Source organism: Methylobacterium sp. EM32 (assembly GCF_040593685.1).
Lineage (GTDB): Bacteria > Pseudomonadota > Alphaproteobacteria > Rhizobiales > Beijerinckiaceae > Methylobacterium.
The window spans coordinates 13,102-33,964 of the sequence record NZ_JBEXZS010000024.1 but is presented as its reverse complement, the minus strand read 5'-3'; the positions used below and the strand labels follow the sequence as shown (position 1 = coordinate 33,964).

The window sequence follows — 20,863 nt, the reverse complement described above, 5'->3', positions numbered from 1 at the left end:
CCCCGCCCCCGCCTCGCGCTGGCAGGATGCGCTGAGCGGGCTCGCCGCGCGCCTGCGCCCGTCGGCGCGGGAACCGGAAGCCCCGGCCGCCGCGCCGGTTCCGGTGCCGCCGGTCCCGCCCGGCGAGGGGCTGAAGCCCGGGCTCGCCCGGCCGCAGCCGCTCCCCGGCCGCGGCTCGTCCCGCCGCCCGGTCTACGCGGTCCTCGGCGGGCTCGCTGTGCTGGGCGTCGGTTACGCCCTGCTCCGCGGCGGCGAGGAGCCTGCGCGCGAGGCCGCAATCGCCCAGGCGCCCGCGCAAGGAGCCGGACAAGCGGCGGGTCGGAGCCGGTCGGCCGAGACCAAGCCCGCGGAGACGAAGCCGGCCGAGAGGAAAACTGCCGAGGCGAAGCCCGCGCCGGACATCAAGAATCCTGAGGCGAAGAGTCCTGAGGCGAAGCGCGAGCCCGTGGAGACCGGCGCCCTGGTGCCGGAGGCCGCCGGCCCGGTCGCCGGCGTCGCCGAGGTGCTCGACACCGCGACCCTGCGGCTCGGCGGCCGGACCCTGCGCCTCTACGGCGTCGAGGCGGCCAGGGGCGCGCAGGCGGGCGACCTCACGGGCTATCTCGGCGGCCGCCCGGTGAACTGCCAGCCGAGCCCGGCGAAGACCGCCTGGATCTGCACCGTCGACGGGCACGACCTCTCCGAGGTGGTGCTCTACAACGGCGGCGGCCGCGCGACGCCCGAGGCGACGCCGGACCTCGTCGAGGCCGAGCGCCACGCGCGGACGGGCAAGCTCGGGATCTGGGCGAAGCCCTGACGATCGCGGCCCCCGCGTCGATCCTGGATCTCCATCCGATCGCGTTGCAACATGGTACAAGATAGTAGCGTAGAGCCAACAATATCCCGCGGTCGTCGATCCTGAGAGCCTGATCTGTGCGGGCAGACCGATGTAAAACCCTCATCGTCATCCCGGGGCTCGACGAAGTCGAGAACCCGGGATCCATAACCGCTGACAGTGCCGAACGGCGCGACCAGCGCTCCGCCTCGTCCTGAACCCTCGGCGGTTATGGATCCCGGGTTCCGCTGCGCGGCCCCGGGATGACGAGGAGGGTGTCACGTCGGTCCGCCCTCGCAGGCAACTCTCGGCACGCGACACCGTCACCCGAACGCCCCCACCTCGTGCTGGATCATGCCGCTGATCTCGCGCACGAGGACGAACAGGCGGCGGATCGGGGCGAACAGGGTGCGGTGCTCGGCCTCGTAGGTGCCCACCCCGCGCGGCCCCGCCGGCTCGCCGAAATTGAGGCCGAGCGTCGGGTCCGGGGTCACCGGGAAGATGTCGTCGAGGAGCTTCAGGCAGCTCTCGACGTCGAGGCGCAGGATGCGCTCGATCAGGGCCTCGCGGGTGATGCCGTTCTGCGGCCGGAAGCCCGGGATGTGCACCGCCAGGAACCAGATCCGATGGATCAGCGCCAGGCGCAACGCGTGCAGGAGCGCCAGCCGCGGCGTCATCCCGGGCAGGTCGGGGGCCACCGTGTGCAGCATCAGGTGGTCCTGCGTCAGCCGGCCGAACAGGCGGCGCAGGTGCGGCGCGAGGTTGAGCCGGTCGAGGGCGGCGGCGACCGCGACGATCTCCTCGCGCCGCCCGTCTCTCGTGGCGCGGCGCGCCCGCTCGAGCCAGACCGACGGGTCGAGGGTGTCGATATAGGCGCGCAGGACGTCGAGGTCGCCGACGGCGGTGGCCTCCTGCACCAGCCGGAAGGCACGGGCGAAGCGCTCGGAGCGCTCGCGCATCTCGACGAACAGGTCCGGCGCCCGGCCGGCGGCCCGCCCGACGCCGTGCAGGGAATTCGCCAGGAAGCCGAGCTGCTGCAGGATCGCGTTGTTGGGGATCGCCCGCATCTGGCGCGGATGGGTGATGGCGACCGGCCCGCCGCCGTCGGATTGCCGCGCCACCGGGCGCGAGCCGGTGCGGTCGATCAGGTTCGGCCCGAAGGTGCCGAGCAAGGCCGCGTAGCCCGGATCGTTGACGAGCGTCTCCATGTCCTGGCGCACGCCGGTGAAGAACTCGGTGGCGAAGTCGGCCTCGGCGTAGATCGGATCGGGGGCGGGCTGGAGCCGGCTGTAGACGTGCTCGCCGATGCGCGCGACCGTGGCCTCGGCCAGCGCCTTCGTGCCGAACAGCAGGTAGCCGTCGCTGCCCTGGAAGCTCGATTCGAGGCTGGTGCGGATCCCGGCCTCGCGGTTGCGCCGGCGCGCATGGTCGGGGGCGAGGTAGGCCAGGCGGTCGGCGAGGCTCGTCGGGTGGGCGCCCCGGCCGATCGATTCGCCGTGGGTGTCGAAGATCACGAGCTCGATGTCGGTGAGGTCGTGCGCCGCCATCAGTTCGGTGATGCGGAAGCGCAGGCGCTCGATCCAGAAGGTGGCGGCGAGCTGGCCGACATAGCGCCCCGAATCTGAGTAGCCGAACTGCACGACGAGGCGCCCGATGCGCTTGAGATAGGCGCGCCAGTGGGGCGAGCGGAGCGCATCCTCGATCACGTGCACGCCCTGCTCCAGCGCCGAGGCGGTCTCGAACAGGGGCGTGATCTCGACCTTGTCGCCGATGCCGAAATGCTGGGCGAGCCAGAGCGCGGCGAGCAGGGTGTAGCCGGTCTCGGTCTCGGCGATCAGAAAGCGGACCGGGTGGGAGCCGTCGACGTGCTTGAGGATCTGGGCGATCGTCATCATCAGCCGGGCGGCCGAGGCGCGCTCGGCGGCGAGCGCCCCAAAATCCACCGGCACTGCCGCGACCGCGTCGAGGAGAGCGTTGATCGAGGCGAGGTGCGAGCGGCGCTGGGCCGGGTCGGTCGGATCGCCCTCCTGGTCGAGCGCCCGGCGCACGGCGTTGTGAACCTGACTGGCGTTGAGCCGGAAATGCGGCAGGCCGTTCTGGAGCCCGTGCGCGGCGACGCCCGCCCGCAGCACGCAGAGCTTCAGGCGCGCCTCGTCGTCGGCGGCCTCCGCCACCGCCCGGTCGAGCAGGGCGAGGAGGGGGCCGGCCGCGGTCTGGGCCCGGTCGCGCTCGATGATCAGCGCCAGGGCGAAACGGTGCACCGCCTCGAGCCCCGGCTGGTCGCCGAGCTTCGGCGCCACCGCGAGCTGGCGCAACACCGCCGCCCGCGCCTCCTCGGCGAGGCGCCGCGCGGGCTCCGCCGCGGGATCGTCGGGGAGCTGGGACAGCACCCGGTCGAGCTGGGTGCGCTTCGATTCGAGCCGGTAGCGCAGGGTGTCCCACCAGCCGATATCGGTGCGCCCGTCAGTGTCGCAGCCGACCCAGGAGGCGATGACGATGGGCATCGGGACGAGGTCGCTCCAGCGATCCGGCCAGCGCTCGCGGGCGGCCCGGAGCAGCGCCTCGTTCAGGCGATCGAGGGCGGCGCGGCCGTGCTGGACCGCGTGGCGGGCCTGGTCGAACTCGTCGTTGAGGGTGATCACCGGGTCGGCCCGGGCCGAGAGCGCGGCGGCGGCCGCGACCGGCGCCCGCCGCGCCGCCGGGTCGGGCTCGGAGGCGGCCTCGGCCAGGAGCTTTGCCACCGCCTTCGGCATGCCGAAGGTCGGGTGGGCGGTGAAGACGGCGGCAAAGCGCGTGCGCTCGACCCGGGTGCGGGCGGCCTCGAAGCCCATCTCCGGATCGCCGAGGGCGGCCGCCGCCACGGCCTCGGTCGCGGCGGAGGAATCCGGCTCGGATCCGAGGCCGAGATAGGCCCGCAGCCGCGCCGCCCGGGCCTCCAGCGCCTGGGCGCGCAGGCGCACGAACAGGCCCGCGAGGTCGTCCTCGCCGATCTCGTCCCGGTCGAACAGCCGGCTGATCGCCAGCGCGACGGTCAGGACGGGATTGCGGAACGGATCCTGGCTCGCCTGGTGGCGCGCCTCCTCGACCAGACCGAGCAGGTCCGCCTCGAGGGTCGCGGCGGAGCGGGACTCGGAACCGTGGCGGTCGGAATCGGGGTCGGTACCTGGGTGCCTGTCCATCGGATCGCTTCGTCCTGTGCCGGATCACCGTCCGGATCGAGCGGCGCGCGGGCTCGCGCCTGGATGCCGTGACGCAAGGAGCGTTCCGCGGCGCATATAGGCCGCGCGCCGGCCTGGGCGCGCCTGGGCGGCGAGGCGCGCGGGCCTTGCGGCCGCGAAGACACAGCCCGGTCCGGAATCGTCCCCGGTGACGCCCACGCAATGGTTAAGATTGTCTCGCCGTCTCATACTGGCCGGCCCGAAGATGCCGGTTCGCGGAGCAACGCGCCATGATGTCGATCGGAACTGCCCTGGAGGCGGCCACAACCCGCGTCGGGCCCTCCCTGCCCGGCGGGCTGATCGGCGAGCGCGCCGGGGCGGGCGATCCCCGAGTCCGAGGCCGAGGAGGGGTCCGGGACGTCGCCGGAGGAGGGCGCCCTGCTCGTCGCCGTGGAGGCGGGCCTGCGCGAGGCGGGCTACCTGCCGGCCTGACGCGGGGGGCTTGGTGAAGCCGCGGGCGGACGCCGTCATTGCATGCGCGATCGTCGCTGTGCGACCGGACAGGTCGCCGGAAATGCTCTAAGGCTGGCATCACGATGGAAATGATCGTGATTCTGGCTGCCGCGGCAGCCCTGGTGTTCGTCGGCCTGGTGCTCGTGTTCGCGCAGGGCCGCGGCCGCCGTCCGCCCCTGCGGCTCCCGCACGAGCAGGAGCTCGAGGACCGGGGCGACGAGCTGTTTCGCGACTTCGACGAGGACCTCGCCGGCCTCCTCGATGAGGCTTCGCGCCGGCCGGCGCCGCCGCGCGCCGACCCCGAGCGGCTGGAAGCGCCCGACGCGCCGAGGCTCCGCCCGCGCGGCGGCATGACCATCGACCACGACCCGGCGGAGCCCGGCCTGCCCGAGCCCGGCGACCGCAGGTTCGACTCTTCCAGGTTCGATCCTTCCAAGCGCGACGGAGAATTCCGGTGAAGCGTGCCGCGGTGCAGGCTGTCCTTCTGGCCGCCCTCTCGGCTGTCCCCTCGAGCCTTACCGCCCGTGCCGTGCCCGGCGACGCCGTGCCGGCCTGCCCGCCGCCACAGGCGCCCGAATTCGCGGGGGCCAAGGGGTTTCGCCTGTTCGTCACCCGGCAGGGCACCATGACCTGGAGCAACCCGCTGCGGCCGCTCTCGCCCGAGACCGTGCAGGTGCTGCAGGTGGTGATCCGCAACAAGCTCGCGACCGCCTACGGCCCCGACCTGTCGGGCCTGCGCCGCGGGCCCTCGCCGGCCGCCCTGGAGGCGCAGAACGGCGCGACGATCCAGTGGGCCGGCAGCCCGGACACCCTGCCGCCGACCCTGCGCATCGTCGCCGACGACGGCAGCCAGGTTCTGGCCGAACTCGCCTTCCAGGCCTGCGGCGACGCCCCGAAGGTGGCCGAGCCGAAGGCGCCAAAGCCCGTCCCCGCCGCCCGCAAGGGCGCCCCGAAGAGCAAGATCGGGAAGGCGGACGCCCCGAAGCCGGAAGGGCCCCAGGCCGAGGGGGCCGATCCGTCCGCCGAGGCGCCGAAGGCGACTGCCAAGCGGGCGGCGAAGCCGAAGCGCGAGAATGCCGCGGCCCCCGAGGGCGCGCCCTCGCGGACACCCGGCGGCCTCATGCTGCCGCAGGGTGCGATTCCCTGATTTTTCCCGCTTCCTCGACGGAAACACCGCGGCCGTTGCGGCGTTCGTCCGCCGGGCGGCCGATTATCCCGCTCACGACCCGTTCTCGGAGACATCCCGCGATGTACGATTCCTGGCTGCGCCTCGGCTTCGACACCGTCCGCCTCGGGCTCGAAGCCCAGACGGTCGTCGCCCTGCGGCTGGCCAAGCTCTCGCGCGGCGGCGAGGCGGCCCAGGCCGAGGCGCAGCGCATGGTGGCGGAGAAGATGGAGGCCGCGGCGGAGGCCGCGATGACGCTCGCCACCGGCGGCACGGCCGAGCGGGTGGTGCGGGACTATCGCCGCAAGGTCCGGGCCAACGCCCATCGGCTCAGCCGCGGCTGACGCGGCGGCCGGATCGTGGCCGGCCGGCGGGACGGGCGAATCCCGTCCCGGATGACGCTACCGGCGGGAGACGGTCACCGTCACGAGCCGCCTTACCTTCCGGGGCCGCTCACTTGCGGGCGGCCATCATGTCGTGGGTCAGCACCGTCAGCTTGCCGATCAGGCTGGTGATGTCGCCGTGGGTGCAGGACCATTGCGTGCCGACCGCCCCGCCGTCGGAGGAGACCGACACCACCGCGACGGAGCGCAGCTTGCCCTCGCGGGCGAGGCGCAGCTGCTCCTGCAGCACCTCGATCATCGAAGCGGTGTTCTCGTCGACGGGGGTCGCGGCCACGGCCTGCGGGAAGGCGACGACGCGGGTGGTTTCGGCGGCGATTTCGCTCATGGTCACTCTACGAACGCTTGAAGGAATCGGGATTGCGGGGGCAGCGCACGGCCGCATCGCGGTCGCGCGGGGATCCCGGCTTCGGTGCGCCTCCGGAACGGTCGAGCCGCCCCAGGAGGTCGGCGAGATCCGCCGGCAGTGCCTCGGCCAGGCAGCCGTCGAACGCGGCGTGCAGGCCGGGGGACAGGAATGCCGCCAAGGGCACGGCCGCGCGGCCCGCATCACCGGTCTGCCGGACCGGGGCCAGGATGGCGGGAGCCGGCCCGCCGGGTCGATCGTGCATCGCCCGTGACATCATCGCCGCCTCGCGCTTCAGGAGCCGCCCTCGCCGCCAAAACTGCCTATCCGGCCGCGGATCACAATCCCCGCTCTGTGGCCGAGCTTCCACTTCCGATCCTGATGTTGTGAGACCGCAACACTCCGCCCACCCGCCCGGACCGCAATACCGGTCCGGTTCCGGTGGGACCCGGCAGCGGCCCGCCGACAGCTCCATTGGGTGTAGCGAGCGTCGACGATTGGGGAAGGCCACAATCAATTAGTCAAAAATAGTTCGGTCCGAAATTCGATATTAACTTTTGTTAGAAAACTTTGAACACAAATGTGTTAGAACAGGTGTCAAGTAGGGCGGTGGGGTGCTTTGGCTGAGTTTCTCATTCGCAAGCTCGAGCACTTCGCGAGCTTGTCCTTCGATGATAAGCACGCGCTCGATCAGGCGTCGCGCCAGCGCACGCGCCGCATCCGCTCGCGCGACGACATCGTTCACGAAGGTGATCTTCCGCAGGGCGTGAACCTGATCCTCGACGGGTGGGCCTGCCGGTACAAGACGCTTGAGGACGGTCGCCGCCAGATCATCGCCTATCTGCTGCCGGGCGATCTGTGCGACCAAAACGTCTCGATCCTGGGTGAGATGGACCACTCGATCGGTACCGTCACCGCCGTGACCCTGGCCGAGATCCCCACCGAGACCATGCGCCAGCTCACAGCGGGACACGCCCGGCTGTCGCAGGCCCTGTGCTGGGAAGCCCTGGTGGCGGCGGCGATCCAGCGCGAATGGACGGTGAATATCGGCCAGCGCACCGCCTTCGAGCGCCTGGGCCACCTGCTCTGCGAACTCTATGTCCGCTTGCGCGCCGTCGGGCTCACCCAGGGCACGACCTGCGAATTGCCCCTGACGCAGGCCGAGATCGCCGACACGATCGGGCTGTCGGTGGTGCACGTCAACCGCACATTGCAAGAATTGCGCAGCGTCGGGCTGATCTCCCTGCGAGGCCGCGAGCTCACCATCCACCGGCTCGAGGCGCTGCAACGGGCGGTGCAGTTCAACCCGAACTACCTCCATCTGGGCCGCGAAGGGCGGCACCTCGATTCCAATGAGGCGTGAGACTGCCGTCGGGCAGGAGGTGGCCCGGCAGGAGGGGGAGGCGCCCGACTTCCGCCGGATGGTCGAGAGCATCCCGCACCTTGTCTGGCAGGCGAACCCGCTCGGCGACTGGATCTGGGCGAGCCCGCAATGGGCCGCCTTCACCGGGCAGAGCCCTTCCTCCAGCCGCGGCTACGGCTGGCTTGATGCCGTCCATCCGGAGGACCGCGCGCGCACGCTCCAGGCCTGGCAGGCGGCGTCCAGGAAGGGCGTCTTGGCGATCGAGCATCGCCTGCGGCGCCACTCGTCGGATGGCATCGAGGGCGAGTCCCACCTCTGGTTCTCCACCCGCGCCACGCCCCGGCGCGACGGCGACGGCCGGCCGGTCGCCTGGTTCGGCACCTCGACCGACATCCACGCCCTGCATCAGATGCGCGAGGCGCAGACGCGCCTGATCCACGAGCTGCAGCGCCAGGGTCGAAACAACCTCGCGGTGACCCGCGGCATCGTGCGCCGCATCGCCGACACGGCAGTCACGGCCGACGACGTCGTCGCTTATGTCGACGACCGCCTGGCCGCCATGGCCCGCATCCAGGCCGAGGTCTCGCGAGAACCGCTGAGCGGCGTCGCCCTGGAGGTGCTGATCCGGGACGAGCTGTCGGCCCACGCCCTGCCGGAGCCGAGCGAGCTCGCCGGCCCGCCGGTGCGGCTGCCGGTCGAGATGGCCGAGAAGCTCGGGCTCGCCCTGCACGAGCTGGTTCTGAGCGCGGTGCTCGACGGCCACGACCGGATCGCGGCGACCTGGACCACGACGCCGACCCACCTCGCCCTGATCTGGCGCGAGCGCGCGCGGCGTGGCAACGCGGTGATGGCGGGCGGCGGCGGGAGCCTGCGCGGCGAGATGCTGGAGCGGATGCTCGCCTACGACCTGCACGCCGTCACCACCGTCACCGAGACCCGCCACGAGCGCCAGGTCGTCATCGTGCTGCCGCTGCCGCGGTGACGGGCGCGGCTGTTTCACGTGGAAACGGCGCATCGATGCGTCACGGTGAGGTTTCGTCAACCTTGGCGGGGGTGATCGCGGTCGCGGCTCCCGCAACCCTGGCAGGCGGATCCGCGGATTGACGCCCACCGAACCGGTGCGCGACAGACGGGGCTCCCGCTGCCGACACGCTCTCTCGCACCCCATGTCCCCCACATCCGCCGCGCCGTTCACCCGTGCCGGCATCCTCACGGGCATCCGGCTCAGCCTGCCGCTCTGGCCCAGCATCGCGGTGTTCGGCGCGGCCTTCGGGGCCGCGGCGGCCCAGCGCGGCGTGAGCCTCGCGGAGGCCATGGGCGCCAGCGCCCTCGTCTATGCCGGCTCGGCCCAGATGGTGACGCTCGAGGTCTGGGGCCAGCCCTGGACCCTGAGCGCGCTCCTCGCCGCCATGACGGTGACCGGGCTCATCAACGCCCGCATGATCCTGATGGGCGCCACGATCCAGCCCTGGATGCGCGGCACGCCGCTCTGGCGCACCGCGATGACGCTGTTCGTGCTCGTCGATGCGAGCTGGCTCATCGGCGTCCGCCACCGCGCCGAGGGCGGGCGCGACCTCGGGGTGCTGTTTGGTTCCGGCATCGGCCTGTGGCCGCTCTGGGTCGCCTCGACGGCGGCCGGCCACCTTGCCGGCGCCCTGGTGACCCAGCCCCGGGCCTACGCCCTCGACATGATCCTGCCGGTGTTCTTCGCCGCGATGCTGGCGCCGCTCTGGCGCGGGGTGCGGCCGGCCCTGCCGTGGCTCGCCTCCGGCCTCGTCGCGCTCCTGGTGCAGCGGCTGGTGCCGGGCTACGCCTTCATCGCGGCGGGCGCCGCGGCGGGCCTCGTCACCGGCCTCCTCGTCGATGACGGGGCGGCGCGATGATCGACGCCGTCCTCGCCAGTCCGGCCGGCCCGTGGATCGCCATCCTGGCGCTCGCCCTCGTCACCTATCTCTGCCGGGCCTCCGGCGTGGTGCTGATGAGCCGGGTGCGGCTCACCCCGCGGGTCGAGCGCGGCTTGCGCGCCCTGCCGGGCTCGATCGTGGTGGCGACGGCGCTCCCCACCGGCCTGTCCGCCGGCCTGCCCGGATTGCTCGGCCTCGTCACCGCCGCCGGCGTGATGGCGCTGACCCGGTTCGAGCTGGCGGCGGTGCTGGCAGGGCTGGGGGTGGTGGCGGCCGGCCGGGCTCTGGGGTTGTAGACATCCGTCCGCCCGTGTCGCTCGATTGATCCCACCCGCAACCTCATCCTGAGGTGCCGCGTAGCGGCCTCGAAGGAGGGCTCTCCAGCTCGCTCGGAGACTTCTGGAGGCCTCCTTCGAGGCTCACTCCGTTCGCACCTCAGGATGAGGTGGAGGCTGGGAAAGACCGAACGATCGGAACGGCTTGGAGGATTTCATCCTCACCGCAACCGCTGCCGGATGCGAAACCCCAGCCCATCGCGCACGTCGCGATAGGCGTCGAGCCGCTGCTCGCGCGAGCCTTGCGACACCGTCGGGTCCGGGGTCGGCCAGTACTCGACCTCGGCCGCCACCGTCCGGGTGAGTTCGAGCGCCGCGTGATGGGCCTCCGGCGAGAGAGAGACGATCAGGTCGAAGTTCAGACCCTCCCACTCCTCCAGTTCCGCCAGGGTGCGGGGGCGATGGCGCGAGGCGTCGATGCCGATCTCGTCGAGGGCCGAGATCATGAACGGGTCGGCGGGCTCGCCGCCGCGCACCCCGGCGGATTGCACGTAGACCGACTTGCCGAAATAGTGCCGGGCCAGGGCCTCGGCGCAGGCCGAGCGCACCGCGTTGAAGTTGCAGACGAACAGCACCGACTGCACCCGCTTGCCCGGTCTCGGTGGATCGGGTCGCCCAGGGTCCGGCCTCGACGAATCGGCCCCGGCGGGAGCGGCACTGTCCGGAAGGGGGCTTCCGGACAAAGGCTCAGCCCTTCCAGTGCAGGGCGAAGATCAGGGTGAACAACCGGCGGGCGGTGTCGTGGTCGATCTCCACCTTGCCCTCCAGGCGCTGGCGCAGCAGCTCGGACGCCTCGTTGTGGACCCCGCGCCGGCCCATGTCGATCGCCTCGATCTGGCTCGGCGAGGCGGTGCGGATCGCCTTGAAGTAGCTGTCGCAGATCATCTCGTAGTCGCGGATCACGCCGCGGAACGGCGTCAGCGACAGGAGATGGGTCATCACCGGCTGGCCGTCGGCGGTGGAGATCGCGAAGGACAGCTTGTTCTCGACGAGGCCCAGCGCCAGCGCGTAGGGGCCGCCCTCGTGGTTGGCCACGCGAAAATTGTTCGATTCCAGGATGTCGTAGATCGCGATGGCGCGCTCGTGCTCCTGGTCGGGGTTGCCGCGCCCGATCGAATCCTCGTCGAGCGTCACCGCCGCCAGGCGCTGTCGCGGATCGGGAGCCTCGCTCGCCATCGGATCTCCTCCCCGGGTGTTGTCCAGGACGTGCAGCAGAGGCGAGCGCGGTGCCCCGCGCAAGCCGGACGTAGGATGAGCCGGACTGATTAAAGGTTCAGACGGATCGCCACCGAGCGGGCATGGCCCTCCAACCCCTCCGAGCGGCCGAGGGCCACGGCAGCGGGGCCGAGCGCCCGCAGGGCCTCGGGCGTGCAGGAGAGGAGCGAGGTCCGCTTCATGAAGTCGAGCACGCCGAGGCCGGAGGAGAACCGGGCCGAGCGGGCGGTCGGCAGGACGTGGTTGGGGCCGCCGACATAGTCGCCGATCGCCTCCGGGGTGTGGGCGCCGAGGAAGATCGCCCCGGCATTGCGCACCCGCGCCGCCAGCTCCTCGGCCTCGGCCGATTCGATCTCGAGATGCTCGGGCGCGAGGCGGTCGACCAGCGGGATCGCGTCGCCGAGACGTTCCACCCGTACGATGGCACCGTAATCGCGCCAGCTCGCGGTAGCGATCGCGGAGCGCGGCAGGGTCCTGAGCTGCCCCTCGACCGCCGCCGCCACGGATTCGGCGAGCGCGTCGCTGTCGGTGACCAGGATCGCCTGGGCGGCCGTGTCGTGCTCGGCCTGGGCGAGCAGATCGGCCGCGACCCAGTCCGGATTGGCGGAGGAATCGGCGAGGATCAGCACCTCGGAGGGGCCGGCGATCATGTCGATGCCGACCTGGCCGAAGACCCGGCGCTTGGCCGCCGCCACGTAGGCGTTGCCCGGGCCGACGATCTTGGCGACCGGCCGGATCGTGGCCGTGCCGTAGGCGAGCGCCGCCACGGCCTGGGCGCCGCCGACCCGGAAGACCTCGTCGACCCCAGCGAGCTTGGCGGCGGCGAGCACCAGCGGGTTGGTGACCCCGTCCGGCGTCGGCACCACCATGGCGAGGCGCGGCACGCCCGCGACCTTGGCCGGCACCGCGTTCATCAGCACCGAGGAGGGATAGCTCGCGGTGCCGCCCGGCACGTAGAGGCCGACCGATTCGAGCGCGGTCCAGCGCCAGCCGAGGGTGACGCCGAGCGCGTCGGTCTCGCGGTGATCCGCCGGCACCTGGGCGCGGTGATAGGTCTCGATCCGCTCCTTCGCCAGCCTCAGGGCGTCGAGGGCTTCCGCCGAGCACGCCGCCGTCGCCGCGTCGATCTCCTCGGGCGAGACCCGGATGGTCTCGGGGGTCAGGTCGAGCCGGTCGAAGCGGGTCGTATAGTCGATCAGCGCGGCGTCACCGCGCTCGACCACGTCGCGGATGATGTCGCGGACCGCCGTGTCGACATCCTCCGCCACCTCGCGCTTGACCGAGAGCAGGCGGGTGAACTGCGCCTCGAAGTCGGGGTCGCGGGAATCGAGGCGCTGCATGCGGAATCCGGTCTCGTGATCGGCGGGACTTCGCCCGCCGACTGCCAAAAAATTCAGGCCGCGTCGAGGGGCATGTCGAGATGGGCCGGCTTGCTCTCGGCCTGCCAGACCGGGCCCAGATCCTTCATCGCCGCCTCGATGCATTCGAGCTCGAGCCGGATGGCGCCGCCGCCGGAGAAGACCAGGGTCGCGATGCCGGAGGGCGCCTCGCCGGGCTCGAAGGTGATGGCCAGCAATTCGAGCGGGCTGTCGGGCTCATCGCGAGAAATGTTGCGGCAGCGGACATTGAGCACCCGCTCGAAATGCAGGCCCGTCAGCCGCCGCCGCGGCGGGGCGCCGTCGGGACTTTCCCAGTCGAACCGCCGCGCCACCAGGGCGAAGCGGCGCTCGCGGGGCAGGTAGGCGAGGTCTCCGGTCCGCAGGACCGCATCCTGAAGGTGGGTCGAGATGACCGCGAGATCGTCGGCGTCGAGGGCAGCGAGCTTCAGGAGCTCCATCTCCGCGTCCTTCACTGTCGGCGTCCCTGTGCTTGGGGCCGGCCCGTCGAGCGGCCGGCCCGCGCTGTTCGGAATGATACTGAACGTAGGTAGCGATGGCCCCCGCCGACGACAACCATCGCCCGGCCGATGGCGGGGGACCGTTGATTTCGCGAGGGATTCATTTCGCGAGGGGTTCTTGGCAAGGCCGCTTGTCGCAACGGCACCGAATCGCCTCAGCCGGCGTTCATGTCGGGACGCCTAGCGTGACCGGCGAGACAAGGTCCGACACGACCGTCGAGAACCGTGAGGAGAGACCCCGTGAGAACCGTGATGACCGCCGCCCTGGCTGCCCTGACCCTCGGCCTCGGCGTCGCGCCCGCCTTCGCGCAATACGGCTACGGCGGCTACGACGACGACCGCCCGCGCCGCCGCTACGAGGAACGCTACGATTACGACCGCCCGCGCTACCGTCGCGACGAGTACGAACGTCCGCGCTACCGCGGCGAGTATGGCGGCGGCCGCATCGGCCGGATCTGCGTCACGGCCCGCGGCAATTGCCCGACCCGGCCGGCTCCCCTCAACTCGTCCTGCGGCTGCGAGGTCCCGGGCTTCGGCTTCAAGCGCGGCGCCATCGGGTATTGATCGCGGGTATCATCGATCGACGGTGCGGGTGGGGCGGGCGGTGCTGCCGCGCGCCTCACCGATGCCGGATGCCGCGCGCGATCGTTCACTCGCGCCCGGGGCGCGGACGCCAATCGGGTCGGGCCGGCCCTTGACATTGCGCAAAGTCAGTCTCACGGTCCATTCCTCTAGAGCATTTTCCGACGAAGTGAGCACCGGTTCGTCGAAGAAAATGCGGTAAAATCAAAGATCTAGAGAGCTTCGTGATTGCAACCCGATCGTAAAGTGCCCTAGCTGTAGCCTGCTCGAGGGATCCTCTGCCTCTTCGTCTTCACGGACAGCGCTGCATGTCCTGAGAGCGGACCAGCCGTGACGCGGCCCCCGCAGAACCGGCGCGACTCCGCGGCCGAACCGCTCTACCGTCCGGCCGGCACCGCACGGGAGCGCAGAATGATCCAGCTCTATGCCTGGGACACGCCGAACGGCCGCAAGATCAGCGTCGCGCTGGAGGAGATGGGGCTGACCTACCGGGTCGAGCCGGTGGACATCACCAAGGGCCGGCAATTCGAGCCCGCCTTCCTCGCCCTCAGCCCGAACAACCGCATCCCGGCGATCGTCGATGTGGAGGGGCCCGATGGGGCGCCGATCTCGGTGTTCGAATCCGGCGCGATCCTGGTCTACCTCGCCGAGAAGACCGGGCGCTTCCTGCCGGCGAGCGGGCGCGGCCGGGTCCAGGTCATGGAATGGCTGATGTGGCAGATGGGCGGCTTCGGGCCGATGCCGGGCCAGGTCCACCACTTCCTGGGTGTCGACGAGAAGGACCGCGCCTACGGGCTCGAGCGCTACCAGAAGGAGACGCGCCGGCTCTACGGCGTCCTCGACAAGCGCCTGGCCGAGGGCGAGTTCGTCGCCGGCGACCTCTCGATCGCCGATTTCGCCATCCTGGGTTGGGCCTGGCGCCACGCCCGGCACCGGGTCGACCTCGCCGATTACCCGAACGTGAAACGCTGGTACGAGGCGCTGATGGCGCGCCCGGCCGTGCAGCGCGGCTTCTCGGTGGCGCTGACCTGATGGACCGACGCGATATGACGGACGAGACGGGGATCCGGGCCCAGCTGATCGAGCGCTTCTTCCGCTACCTCGCGGTGGCGAGCCAGAGCGACGCCCGCGCCACCACCCTGCCGAGCACCCCGGGCCAGCGCGTGCTGGCCGAACTCTTGGCCGCAGAACTGCGCGACCTCGGCCTCTCCGACGTGGTGCTCGACGAGCACGCGATTCTCACGGCGCGCAAACCCGGAACCCGCCCCGGCGCCCCGCCGATCGGCTTCGTCGCCCATCTCGACACCGTCGATGTCGGGCTCTCGCCCGAGATCCGCCCGCAGGTCCTGCGCTTCGACGGCGGCGACCTCTGCCTCAATGCCGCTCAGGACATCTGGCTGCGGGTCGCCGAGCATCCGGAGATCGCCCCTTATACCGGCGAGGACGTGATCGTCGGCGACGGGACCAGCGTGCTCGGGGCCGACAACAAGGCGGCGATCGCCGTCTTGATGACGCTGCTCGCGACCCTGACGCCCGAGGATCCGCACGGCGACATCTGGATCGCTTTCGTGCCCGACGAGGAGATCGGCCTGCGCGGCGCCAAGGCGCTCGACCTTGCGCGTTTCCCTTGCGACTTCGCCTACACGATCGATGCCTGCGGCCTCGGCGAGGTGGTGATCGAGACCTTCAACGCGGCGGGCGCCGAGATCGTGTTCACCGGCGTCGCCGCGCATCCGATGTCGGCCAAGGGCGTGATGGTGAACCCGGTCCTGATGGCGCACGACTTCATCGGTCGGTTCGACCGCGCCGAGACGCCGGAGAACACGGAAGGCCGCGAGGGCTACATCTGGTTCAACGGCCTTCAGGCCCATTCCGGCGAGGCCCGCCTGCAGGCGATGATCCGCGACTTCGATCGTGACCGCTTTGCCGCTCGCAAGGAGCGCCTGCACGCGGTGACGGCGGAGATCGCCGCCCTCTACCCGACCGGCCGGGTGGAATGCCGGATCACCGACACCTACGGCAACATCCACGACAGCCTCGGCGACGATCACCGCCCCGTCGATCTCCTCTTCGCCGCGCTGAAAGCCGAAGGGATCGCGCCGCGGCAGATCCCGATGCGCGGCGGCACCGACGGCGCCGCCCTCTCGGCCCGCGGCCTGCCGACGCCGAACTACTTCACCGGCGCCCACAACTTCCACTCGCGGTTCGAGTTCCTGCCGGTGCCGGCCTTCGCGGCCTCGTGGCGGGTGACGCGGCGGATCTGTCTGTCGGCGGCGGAGTGGGTGACGGGCGAAACGCGATCGGCTTGACCGTGCCAACGGCTATTGTGGGTGGGTAGCGGTAGTTCGCTGATCGCCAAGGCGAACGTCCGAATTCAGGTCGGAAGCAGGCGCACACGGCCATGATCGCGGGCGAGCATCTGCATCGCAAGCGGGTCGGGGATCGGGATGACGGTGTGACAGAGCAGTCGGGTTCGTGGTACGAGCTGCGCACAAACATTCTGTGCCCAATGGAAAATCACCCCGTCCCGCCCCTCGTTCTCGACCCTCAACGCCTCGCCGCGCTGGACGGTTTTGACATTCTCGACACCCCGGCCGAGGAGGGGTTCGACGACCTGGTGAACCTCGTTGCACTGGCCTGCGGGGTGCCGGTGGCGCTGGTCAGCTTGGTCGATCGCGACCGGCAGTGGTTCAAGGCGCGTGTCGGCTTTCCCTCCTGCGAAACCGACCTCAACAGCTCGGTCTGCAAGTTCGTCCTGGCCGAGCCGGACATCTTGCAGATCCCCGACCTCCTGGCGGACCCGCGCACCGCCGCCAACCCGCTGGTCACTGGCGAGCCGTTCATCCGCTTCTATGCGGGCGCACCCCTGCGCACCCGGGACGGCATCACGATCGGCTCCCTGTGCGTCATCGACCATCAGCCGCGCCTCGGGGGGCTGACCTCGGTCCAGCAGGACGCTCTGCGGCGGGCCGCACGGCAGGTGATGATACAGCTCGACCTTCGTCGAGCGATTCAGCAGCGTGACGCTTTGCGTGCCCAGGAGGTCGGCGCCCAGATACGCCGCAACGCCCTGCTCCAACTTGGTGACGGTCTACGCGACCTCACAACCATACCGGAGATGACTCGCGCTGCGTCCGAGATCGTCGGCCGCACGCTCGGCGTGAGTCGCGCTGGCTTTGGCCTGATCGTCGGCGATGTGGAGTTCGTCGACATCGAACCGGACTGGACCGCGCCTGGTCAGATCAGCGTCCAAGGTCGGCACCGTTACGATGACTTCGGCAACATCCGCGCATCCCTGCAGCATGGCGAAGCCCTGATCGTCAATGACGTGGCCACGGACCCGCGCACCACGGAAGACGCGACCACTTGGCAGAAGTTCGACATCAACGCCTTCGTCCACATGCCGGTGCGCGAGCGCGGACGCACGGTCGCGGCTTTCATCGTCCACGATGTGCAGCCGCGCGTTTGGACGGTGGAGGAGCTTGGGTTCCTGCGCAACGTCGCCGACCGGGTTGAGGTCGGCGTGGCGCGAGTGCGCGCCGAAGAGTTACAGGCCGTGCTCAACCACGAGCTGGCGCACCGCCTGAAAAATACCCTCGCCATCGTGCAGTCCATCGCCAGCTCAACCTTGCGCAACGTGACAGAGCGCGAGCCGGTCGAGGCGTTCGAGCGCCGGGTTTTGGCCCTGTCGCGCGCCCATGACGTGCTGATGCATAAGAGCTGGACTGCCGCACGGATGCGCCACGTCATGGAAAGCGTCCTGGCGATGCAGGCGGACCTGGACCGGTTCGCGCTCGACGGGCCGGACATGGACATCAGTCCGCAGGCCGCCCTGTCGCTGTCACTGCTGCTGCACGAACTGGCGACCAACGCCATCAAGTACGGGGCGCTTTCGGCTAGCACCGGCAAGGTGCGCATCACCTGGCGCACCGAAGACGGCAAGGCGCCCACGCTGGTACTCGACTGGTCCGAGAGCGGCGGCCCGGCAGTGACACCACCAAGCAACCGCGGCGGGTTCGGCTCGAAGCTTATCCGCATGGGGCTGGTGGGAACGCGAGTGACCGACCTCCGTTACGATCCGGTGGGCTTACAGGCTGAGTTCCGCGCCCCGCTTGCTGACGTTCAGGTTCAGGTTCACTAGGTCAATGGGTCAGTCTTACCCTCTGGCACTCCCGCGCGTCCTGATTGTTGAGGACGATCCGATCCTGATGATTGCGCTGGTCGAGTTCGTCGAAAACGCAGGTTGCGAACCCGTTGAGGCTTTCAGCATTGTCGAGGCGATCCAGATCCTGGAAACCCGCACCGACATCCGCACCGTGTTTACCGACCTCGACATGCGCGGCTCGACCGCCGGGATGGAGCTGGCACTGCTGATCCGCGACCGCTGGCCGCCGATCGAGCTTTTGATGATCTCGTCCTGGCCATGGGATGCGGCACGGCTTCCGTCACGCGGGATCGTGCTCGGCAAGCCATTCGACCGGCGTAAGATCGAGGCGGCACTGCGGCAGTTCGCCGCATAGTGCCCACTGGGTCAAAGGTATCGATGCACTGGCACGGCTCGCAACGCTCTCCGAGCAATACGATCACCTGACCGGAGGCTGAGACAAGCTTGGTCAAAAGACCGCTTCTCGTTCAACTCCGGTCATCGTGGAATGCAGCCTCGAACGTTCGAGTGGGGTCGAAAGCAGCTCCGGGCAACGTCAAGCCAATCGGGCTTTTCCGTCACCGCGCCGCCGGCGCGAACAATCCGAGAAACAACGGCCGCGCATAGAGATCCGCCGCATTGTCCGGCGTCACCCCCGGCACCCAGGCGGGCAGCTCGGCCGCCGCGTTGACCATGCTGGACACGAGCTGGGCGGCGATGCCGGCATCATGCGGACGCACCGAGCCGTCGGCCATGCCGTCGACGAGGCAGAAGCCGAAGCGCTCGGTCAGGCGGTTCATGGTGCGCCTTGTCTCGGTGCGCAGGGCCTCCGGCAGGGCGCTGAAGGCGGTGACGCGCAGGAGCGGCCCGCCCGGCCCGAGCTGGCTGCGCACCAGCGTCGCGGACGCGGTGCAGATCCGGTCCCAGCCGCTGCCGCCCTTCGCGTCGGCCGCGTCCTGCACCGCCCGGATCTGCGCGAAGCTGCGGGCGAAGCAATTGGCGACGAGGTCGTCCTTGTTGTCGTTGTGGTGGTAGAACGATCCCTTGGTGACCTTGAGGAGGCCGGAGATCTTCTCGACCGAGGCGCCGCGATACCCCTGCTGGTTGATGAGGATCGTGGCGGCGCGCAGGAACGCCTCGGGCGAGACCTCGCTCTCCTCCGGCGGCGCCTGTTCGGGCAGGAGGGCGGGGTGCCAGTCGGAGCCCGGTGCGGCGAGGCCGCGGGTGAGAATGTCGCCCATCCGGGCGCCGGCCCGGGCGTAGTCCCGCGGCTCGTAGCGGCCGATCCACAGCCGGGTCGAGTGGAGCACCGAGAGCAGCAGGTGGGTGCGGGCGTTGCGGTCCGGCCGGTCGAGGCCGTCCTCGTCGAACAGGCCACGCAGGCGGCGAAACAGCGCGTTGTAGGCCGAGAACACGCTCTCGGCCTGCGGAGCGGGCAGAGCCCGCACGTCGTTGAGCACCGCAAGGTCCGGCTCCTCGCCCGCCGCCATCGCGGCCCGGTGGGCGACCATCAGGTCGAGGAGGAGGGCGAGCCGCGCCGGCCCGTCGGGCGCCGCCTCGGCGCGGGCCACCAGCCCGTCGAGCACCCCGATCGTGTGCAGGAAGCAGGCCGCCGCCAGATCCTCCTTGCGGCGGTAATAGTAGGTCACGCTGTTCGTCATCAGCCCGACACTGCGGGCGACGTCGGCGAGCGTCGTGCCCTTCACCCCGGCCTCGTTGATCAGGGCGGCGGCGGCGTGGAGGATCGCGTCGCGCTTCTGGGCGTAGCGCCGGGTCTGGCGCGGCGCCGCGTCGGGAACGGGCGCGGTCTCGGGATCGAGGCTGCGGGGCATGGGCGGATTGAGCACTGTCGCGGCCGCCCTGGCAAGCCGGTGATTTGACGGGGCTCCTCTCACGCTCCCGTGCCGTAATGCGCCCGGTACCAGGCGACGAAGGCCGGGATGCCGGTGGCGAGCGGCGTCGCCGGCACGTAGCCGACGAGGTCGCGCAGGAGGTCGGGGCTCGCTTCCGTCCGCTCGACGTCGCCGGGCGGCAGGTCGCGCAGGTGGCGCTGGGCCGTCCGGCCGAGGGCCTCCTCCAGGGCGTCGAGCATCGCCGCGACGCTCACCGGCCGGCCGCCGCCGATATTGACCATCCGGTAGGGCGCGACCGGGCTCAGGGTATCGGCCGCCGAGACCGGGGCGGCGCCGGGCAGGGGAGGGGGGGCGTCGATCAGCCGGGAGATGCTCTCGACGAGGTCGTCGATATAGGTGAAGTCCCGCACCGCCCTGCCGTGGTCGTAGACCTCGATCGGCTCGCCGGCCAGGATTTTTCGGGTGAACAGGAAGAGCGCCATGTCGGGCCGGCCCCACGGCCCGTAGACGGTGAAGAACCGGAACGCGGTGGTGGGGATCTTCCAGAGGTGGGCGTAGGAATGCGCCATCGCCTCGCCGGCGAGCTTCGAGGCGGCGTAGATCGTGAGCGGCCAGACCGCCCGGTCGGTCTCGCGGAACGGCACCGCCCGGTTGCCGCCATAGGCCGAGGAGGTCGAGGCGAAGAGCAGGTGGCGCACCGGATGCGCCCGGCAGCCCTCCAGCACCTGGAAAGTCCCGACCATGTTGCCCGAGACGTAGGCCTCCGGGTGCTCCAGGCTGTAGCGCACCCCGGCTTGCGCGGCGAGATGCACCACCACCTCCGGCCGCGCCTCGGCCATCAGGCTCACGAAGGCGCCGGGCTCCTCCAGCAGGAAGGCGTGGGACGAGAAGCCGGGCAGGGCCGCGAGCTGCGCCAGCCGGGCCTGCTTGAGGGCGACGTCGTAGTAGTCGGTCAGCCCGTCGACCCCCACGACCTCGTGGCCGGCCCGGAGCAGGCGCCGGGCGAGATGGAAGCCGATGAAGCCGGCCGTGCCTGTCACGAGGAAGCGCATGGCGGGTCCCTGGCGCGGGCCGGAAGGCGCCCGTCCTTGGCGGTTACACCGACGTGGGGACGGTTGCCAGTCCGTCGAGGTCGCGCGGCCTCTCTCTCTCGATCTTGCCGCAGCGTCAGGC

At 70.6% G+C, this 20,863-nt stretch carries 21 protein-coding genes and 1 pseudogene; 13 read left to right on the top strand and 9 right to left on the bottom strand.

Features of this window, described 5'->3' with window-relative positions; genetic code table 11:
- A pseudogene (locus tag ABZT49_RS04170) lies at positions 1–796 on the top strand (thermonuclease family protein); the annotation flags it as partial.
- A gap of 341 nt (positions 797–1,137) precedes the next feature.
- Here ABZT49_RS04170 and ABZT49_RS04165 read toward each other — a convergent pair.
- Positions 1,138–3,993, bottom strand: coding sequence for a phosphoenolpyruvate carboxylase (locus tag ABZT49_RS04165; protein ID WP_355283427.1), 2,856 nt, complete (start codon positions 3,991–3,993; stop codon positions 1,138–1,140).
- A gap of 587 nt (positions 3,994–4,580) precedes the next feature.
- Between ABZT49_RS04165 and ABZT49_RS04160 the strand changes: the two genes are divergently transcribed.
- The 3 genes from ABZT49_RS04160 to ABZT49_RS04150 all read left to right on the top strand — a co-directional run bounded on the left by ABZT49_RS04160 (position 4,581) and on the right by ABZT49_RS04150 (position 5,994).
- Positions 4,581–4,943, top strand: a complete 363-nt coding sequence (locus ABZT49_RS04160) for a hypothetical protein (protein WP_355283425.1) — start codon at positions 4,581–4,583, stop codon at positions 4,941–4,943.
- A complete protein-coding gene (locus ABZT49_RS04155; RefSeq protein WP_355283422.1) occupies positions 4,940–5,632 on the top strand; it encodes a hypothetical protein in 693 nt (230 codons plus the stop codon). Before ABZT49_RS04160 ends, ABZT49_RS04155 begins: the two co-directional genes overlap by 4 nt.
- Before the next feature lie 101 nt (positions 5,633–5,733).
- Positions 5,734–5,994, top strand: coding sequence for a hypothetical protein (locus ABZT49_RS04150; RefSeq protein WP_355283419.1), 261 nt, complete (start codon positions 5,734–5,736; stop codon positions 5,992–5,994).
- A 109-nt stretch (positions 5,995–6,103) separates the two neighbouring features.
- Here ABZT49_RS04150 and ABZT49_RS04145 read toward each other — a convergent pair whose 3' ends face one another.
- Both ABZT49_RS04145 and ABZT49_RS04140 read right to left on the bottom strand, forming a co-directional pair.
- Entirely contained in the window at positions 6,104–6,379 is a 276-nt protein-coding gene (locus ABZT49_RS04145; RefSeq protein ID WP_355283416.1) for a hypothetical protein, read from the bottom strand.
- A gap of 7 nt (positions 6,380–6,386) precedes the next feature.
- Positions 6,387–6,662, bottom strand: coding sequence for a hypothetical protein (locus tag ABZT49_RS04140; protein WP_355283413.1), 276 nt, complete (start codon positions 6,660–6,662; stop codon positions 6,387–6,389).
- Positions 6,663–7,016: 354 nt separating this feature from the next.
- On the opposite strand from ABZT49_RS04140, the gene ABZT49_RS04135 reads away from it, so the two are divergent.
- The 4 genes from ABZT49_RS04135 to ABZT49_RS04120 all read left to right on the top strand — a co-directional run bounded on the left by ABZT49_RS04135 (position 7,017) and on the right by ABZT49_RS04120 (position 9,960).
- Positions 7,017–7,760 carry a Crp/Fnr family transcriptional regulator gene (locus ABZT49_RS04135; protein ID WP_355283411.1) on the top strand — a complete coding sequence of 248 codons (744 nt, stop codon included), beginning with the start codon at positions 7,017–7,019 and terminating at the stop codon, positions 7,758–7,760.
- A complete protein-coding gene (locus ABZT49_RS04130; protein WP_355283408.1) occupies positions 7,750–8,742 on the top strand; it encodes a PAS domain-containing protein in 993 nt (330 codons plus the stop codon). The genes ABZT49_RS04135 and ABZT49_RS04130 overlap by 11 nt, the downstream gene beginning before the upstream one ends.
- Positions 8,743–8,926: 184 nt before the next feature.
- Positions 8,927–9,643 (top strand): AzlC family ABC transporter permease, encoded by a 717-nt coding sequence (locus ABZT49_RS04125; RefSeq protein WP_355283405.1) that lies wholly within the window; start codon positions 8,927–8,929, stop codon positions 9,641–9,643.
- Complete coding sequence (locus ABZT49_RS04120; RefSeq protein ID WP_109973549.1) at positions 9,640–9,960, top strand: AzlD family protein; 321 nt, start codon at positions 9,640–9,642, stop codon at positions 9,958–9,960. The genes ABZT49_RS04125 and ABZT49_RS04120 overlap by 4 nt, the downstream gene beginning before the upstream one ends.
- Before the next feature lie 200 nt (positions 9,961–10,160).
- Here the strand turns inward: ABZT49_RS04120 and ABZT49_RS04115 are convergent, their stop codons facing one another.
- From ABZT49_RS04115 to ABZT49_RS04100, 4 genes are all read right to left on the bottom strand, one after another.
- Positions 10,161–10,583 (bottom strand): low molecular weight phosphatase family protein, encoded by a 423-nt coding sequence (locus ABZT49_RS04115; RefSeq protein ID WP_355283402.1) that lies wholly within the window; start codon positions 10,581–10,583, stop codon positions 10,161–10,163.
- Positions 10,584–10,686: 103 nt separating this feature from the next.
- Positions 10,687–11,175 carry a UPF0262 family protein gene (locus tag ABZT49_RS04110; RefSeq protein WP_355283399.1) on the bottom strand — a complete coding sequence of 163 codons (489 nt, stop codon included), beginning with the start codon at positions 11,173–11,175 and terminating at the stop codon, positions 10,687–10,689.
- An 89-nt stretch (positions 11,176–11,264) separates the two neighbouring features.
- Positions 11,265–12,554, bottom strand: coding sequence for a histidinol dehydrogenase (hisD, locus tag ABZT49_RS04105; protein ID WP_355283396.1), 1,290 nt, complete (start codon positions 12,552–12,554; stop codon positions 11,265–11,267).
- A 53-nt stretch (positions 12,555–12,607) separates the two neighbouring features.
- Positions 12,608–13,051, bottom strand: coding sequence for a DUF2948 family protein (locus ABZT49_RS04100; protein ID WP_355283393.1), 444 nt, complete (start codon positions 13,049–13,051; stop codon positions 12,608–12,610).
- A gap of 300 nt (positions 13,052–13,351) precedes the next feature.
- On the opposite strand from ABZT49_RS04100, the gene ABZT49_RS04095 reads away from it, so the two are divergent.
- The 5 genes from ABZT49_RS04095 to ABZT49_RS04075 all read left to right on the top strand — a co-directional run bounded on the left by ABZT49_RS04095 (position 13,352) and on the right by ABZT49_RS04075 (position 18,213).
- Positions 13,352–13,675: a hypothetical protein gene (locus tag ABZT49_RS04095; protein ID WP_355283390.1), complete on the top strand. Its 324-nt coding sequence runs from the start codon at positions 13,352–13,354 to the stop codon at positions 13,673–13,675.
- 429 nt (positions 13,676–14,104) lie between these two features.
- On the top strand, positions 14,105–14,725 hold the full coding sequence (locus tag ABZT49_RS04090; RefSeq protein ID WP_355283387.1) for a glutathione binding-like protein: 621 nt from the start codon (positions 14,105–14,107) through the stop codon (positions 14,723–14,725).
- 14 nt (positions 14,726–14,739) lie between these two features.
- Positions 14,740–16,002 carry a peptidase T gene (gene pepT / locus ABZT49_RS04085; protein ID WP_355283384.1) on the top strand — a complete coding sequence of 421 codons (1,263 nt, stop codon included), beginning with the start codon at positions 14,740–14,742 and terminating at the stop codon, positions 16,000–16,002.
- Between the two features lie 92 nt (positions 16,003–16,094).
- Positions 16,095–17,834, top strand: coding sequence for a GAF domain-containing protein (locus ABZT49_RS04080; RefSeq protein ID WP_355283381.1), 1,740 nt, complete (start codon positions 16,095–16,097; stop codon positions 17,832–17,834).
- Positions 17,835–17,838: 4 nt separating this feature from the next.
- Positions 17,839–18,213 (top strand): response regulator, encoded by a 375-nt coding sequence (locus ABZT49_RS04075; RefSeq protein ID WP_355283378.1) that lies wholly within the window; start codon positions 17,839–17,841, stop codon positions 18,211–18,213.
- Between the two features lie 202 nt (positions 18,214–18,415).
- On the opposite strand, the gene ABZT49_RS04070 is transcribed toward ABZT49_RS04075, so the two are convergent.
- Both ABZT49_RS04070 and ABZT49_RS04065 read right to left on the bottom strand, forming a co-directional pair.
- Complete coding sequence (locus ABZT49_RS04070; protein WP_355283375.1) at positions 18,416–19,669, bottom strand: TetR/AcrR family transcriptional regulator; 1,254 nt, start codon at positions 19,667–19,669, stop codon at positions 18,416–18,418.
- Between the two features lie 59 nt (positions 19,670–19,728).
- Positions 19,729–20,742, bottom strand: a complete 1,014-nt coding sequence (locus ABZT49_RS04065) for an NAD-dependent epimerase/dehydratase family protein (RefSeq protein WP_355283372.1) — start codon at positions 20,740–20,742, stop codon at positions 19,729–19,731.
- Between the last annotated feature and the right edge of the window lie 121 nt (positions 20,743–20,863).

What these genes read in the sequence shown, in the direction of transcription:
- ABZT49_RS04145 (WP_355283416.1), bottom strand. Translation starts at nt 6,379, where the DNA reads ATGAGCGAAATCGCCGCCGAAACCACCCGCGTCGTCGCCTTCCCGCAG.
- ABZT49_RS04165 (WP_355283427.1), bottom strand. Translation starts at nt 3,993, where the DNA reads ATGGACAGGCACCCAGGTACCGACCCCGATTCCGACCGCCACGGTTCC.
- ABZT49_RS04075 (WP_355283378.1), top strand. Translation starts at nt 17,839, where the DNA reads ATGGGTCAGTCTTACCCTCTGGCACTCCCGCGCGTCCTGATTGTTGAG.
- pepT (WP_355283384.1), top strand. Translation starts at nt 14,740, where the DNA reads ATGACGGACGAGACGGGGATCCGGGCCCAGCTGATCGAGCGCTTCTTC.
- ABZT49_RS04120 (WP_109973549.1), top strand. Translation starts at nt 9,640, where the DNA reads ATGATCGACGCCGTCCTCGCCAGTCCGGCCGGCCCGTGGATCGCCATC.
- ABZT49_RS04070 (WP_355283375.1), bottom strand. Translation starts at nt 19,669, where the DNA reads ATGCCCCGCAGCCTCGATCCCGAGACCGCGCCCGTTCCCGACGCGGCG.
- ABZT49_RS04150 (WP_355283419.1), top strand. Translation starts at nt 5,734, where the DNA reads ATGTACGATTCCTGGCTGCGCCTCGGCTTCGACACCGTCCGCCTCGGG.
- ABZT49_RS04140 (WP_355283413.1), bottom strand. Translation starts at nt 6,662, where the DNA reads ATGCACGATCGACCCGGCGGGCCGGCTCCCGCCATCCTGGCCCCGGTC.
- hisD (WP_355283396.1), bottom strand. Translation starts at nt 12,554, where the DNA reads ATGCAGCGCCTCGATTCCCGCGACCCCGACTTCGAGGCGCAGTTCACC.
- ABZT49_RS04100 (WP_355283393.1), bottom strand. Translation starts at nt 13,051, where the DNA reads ATGGAGCTCCTGAAGCTCGCTGCCCTCGACGCCGACGATCTCGCGGTC.
- ABZT49_RS04090 (WP_355283387.1), top strand. Translation starts at nt 14,105, where the DNA reads ATGATCCAGCTCTATGCCTGGGACACGCCGAACGGCCGCAAGATCAGC.
- ABZT49_RS04110 (WP_355283399.1), bottom strand. Translation starts at nt 11,175, where the DNA reads ATGGCGAGCGAGGCTCCCGATCCGCGACAGCGCCTGGCGGCGGTGACG.
- ABZT49_RS04065 (WP_355283372.1), bottom strand. Translation starts at nt 20,742, where the DNA reads ATGCGCTTCCTCGTGACAGGCACGGCCGGCTTCATCGGCTTCCATCTC.
- ABZT49_RS04080 (WP_355283381.1), top strand. Translation starts at nt 16,095, where the DNA reads ATGATCGCGGGCGAGCATCTGCATCGCAAGCGGGTCGGGGATCGGGAT.
- ABZT49_RS04130 (WP_355283408.1), top strand. Translation starts at nt 7,750, where the DNA reads ATGAGGCGTGAGACTGCCGTCGGGCAGGAGGTGGCCCGGCAGGAGGGG.
- ABZT49_RS04125 (WP_355283405.1), top strand. Translation starts at nt 8,927, where the DNA reads ATGTCCCCCACATCCGCCGCGCCGTTCACCCGTGCCGGCATCCTCACG.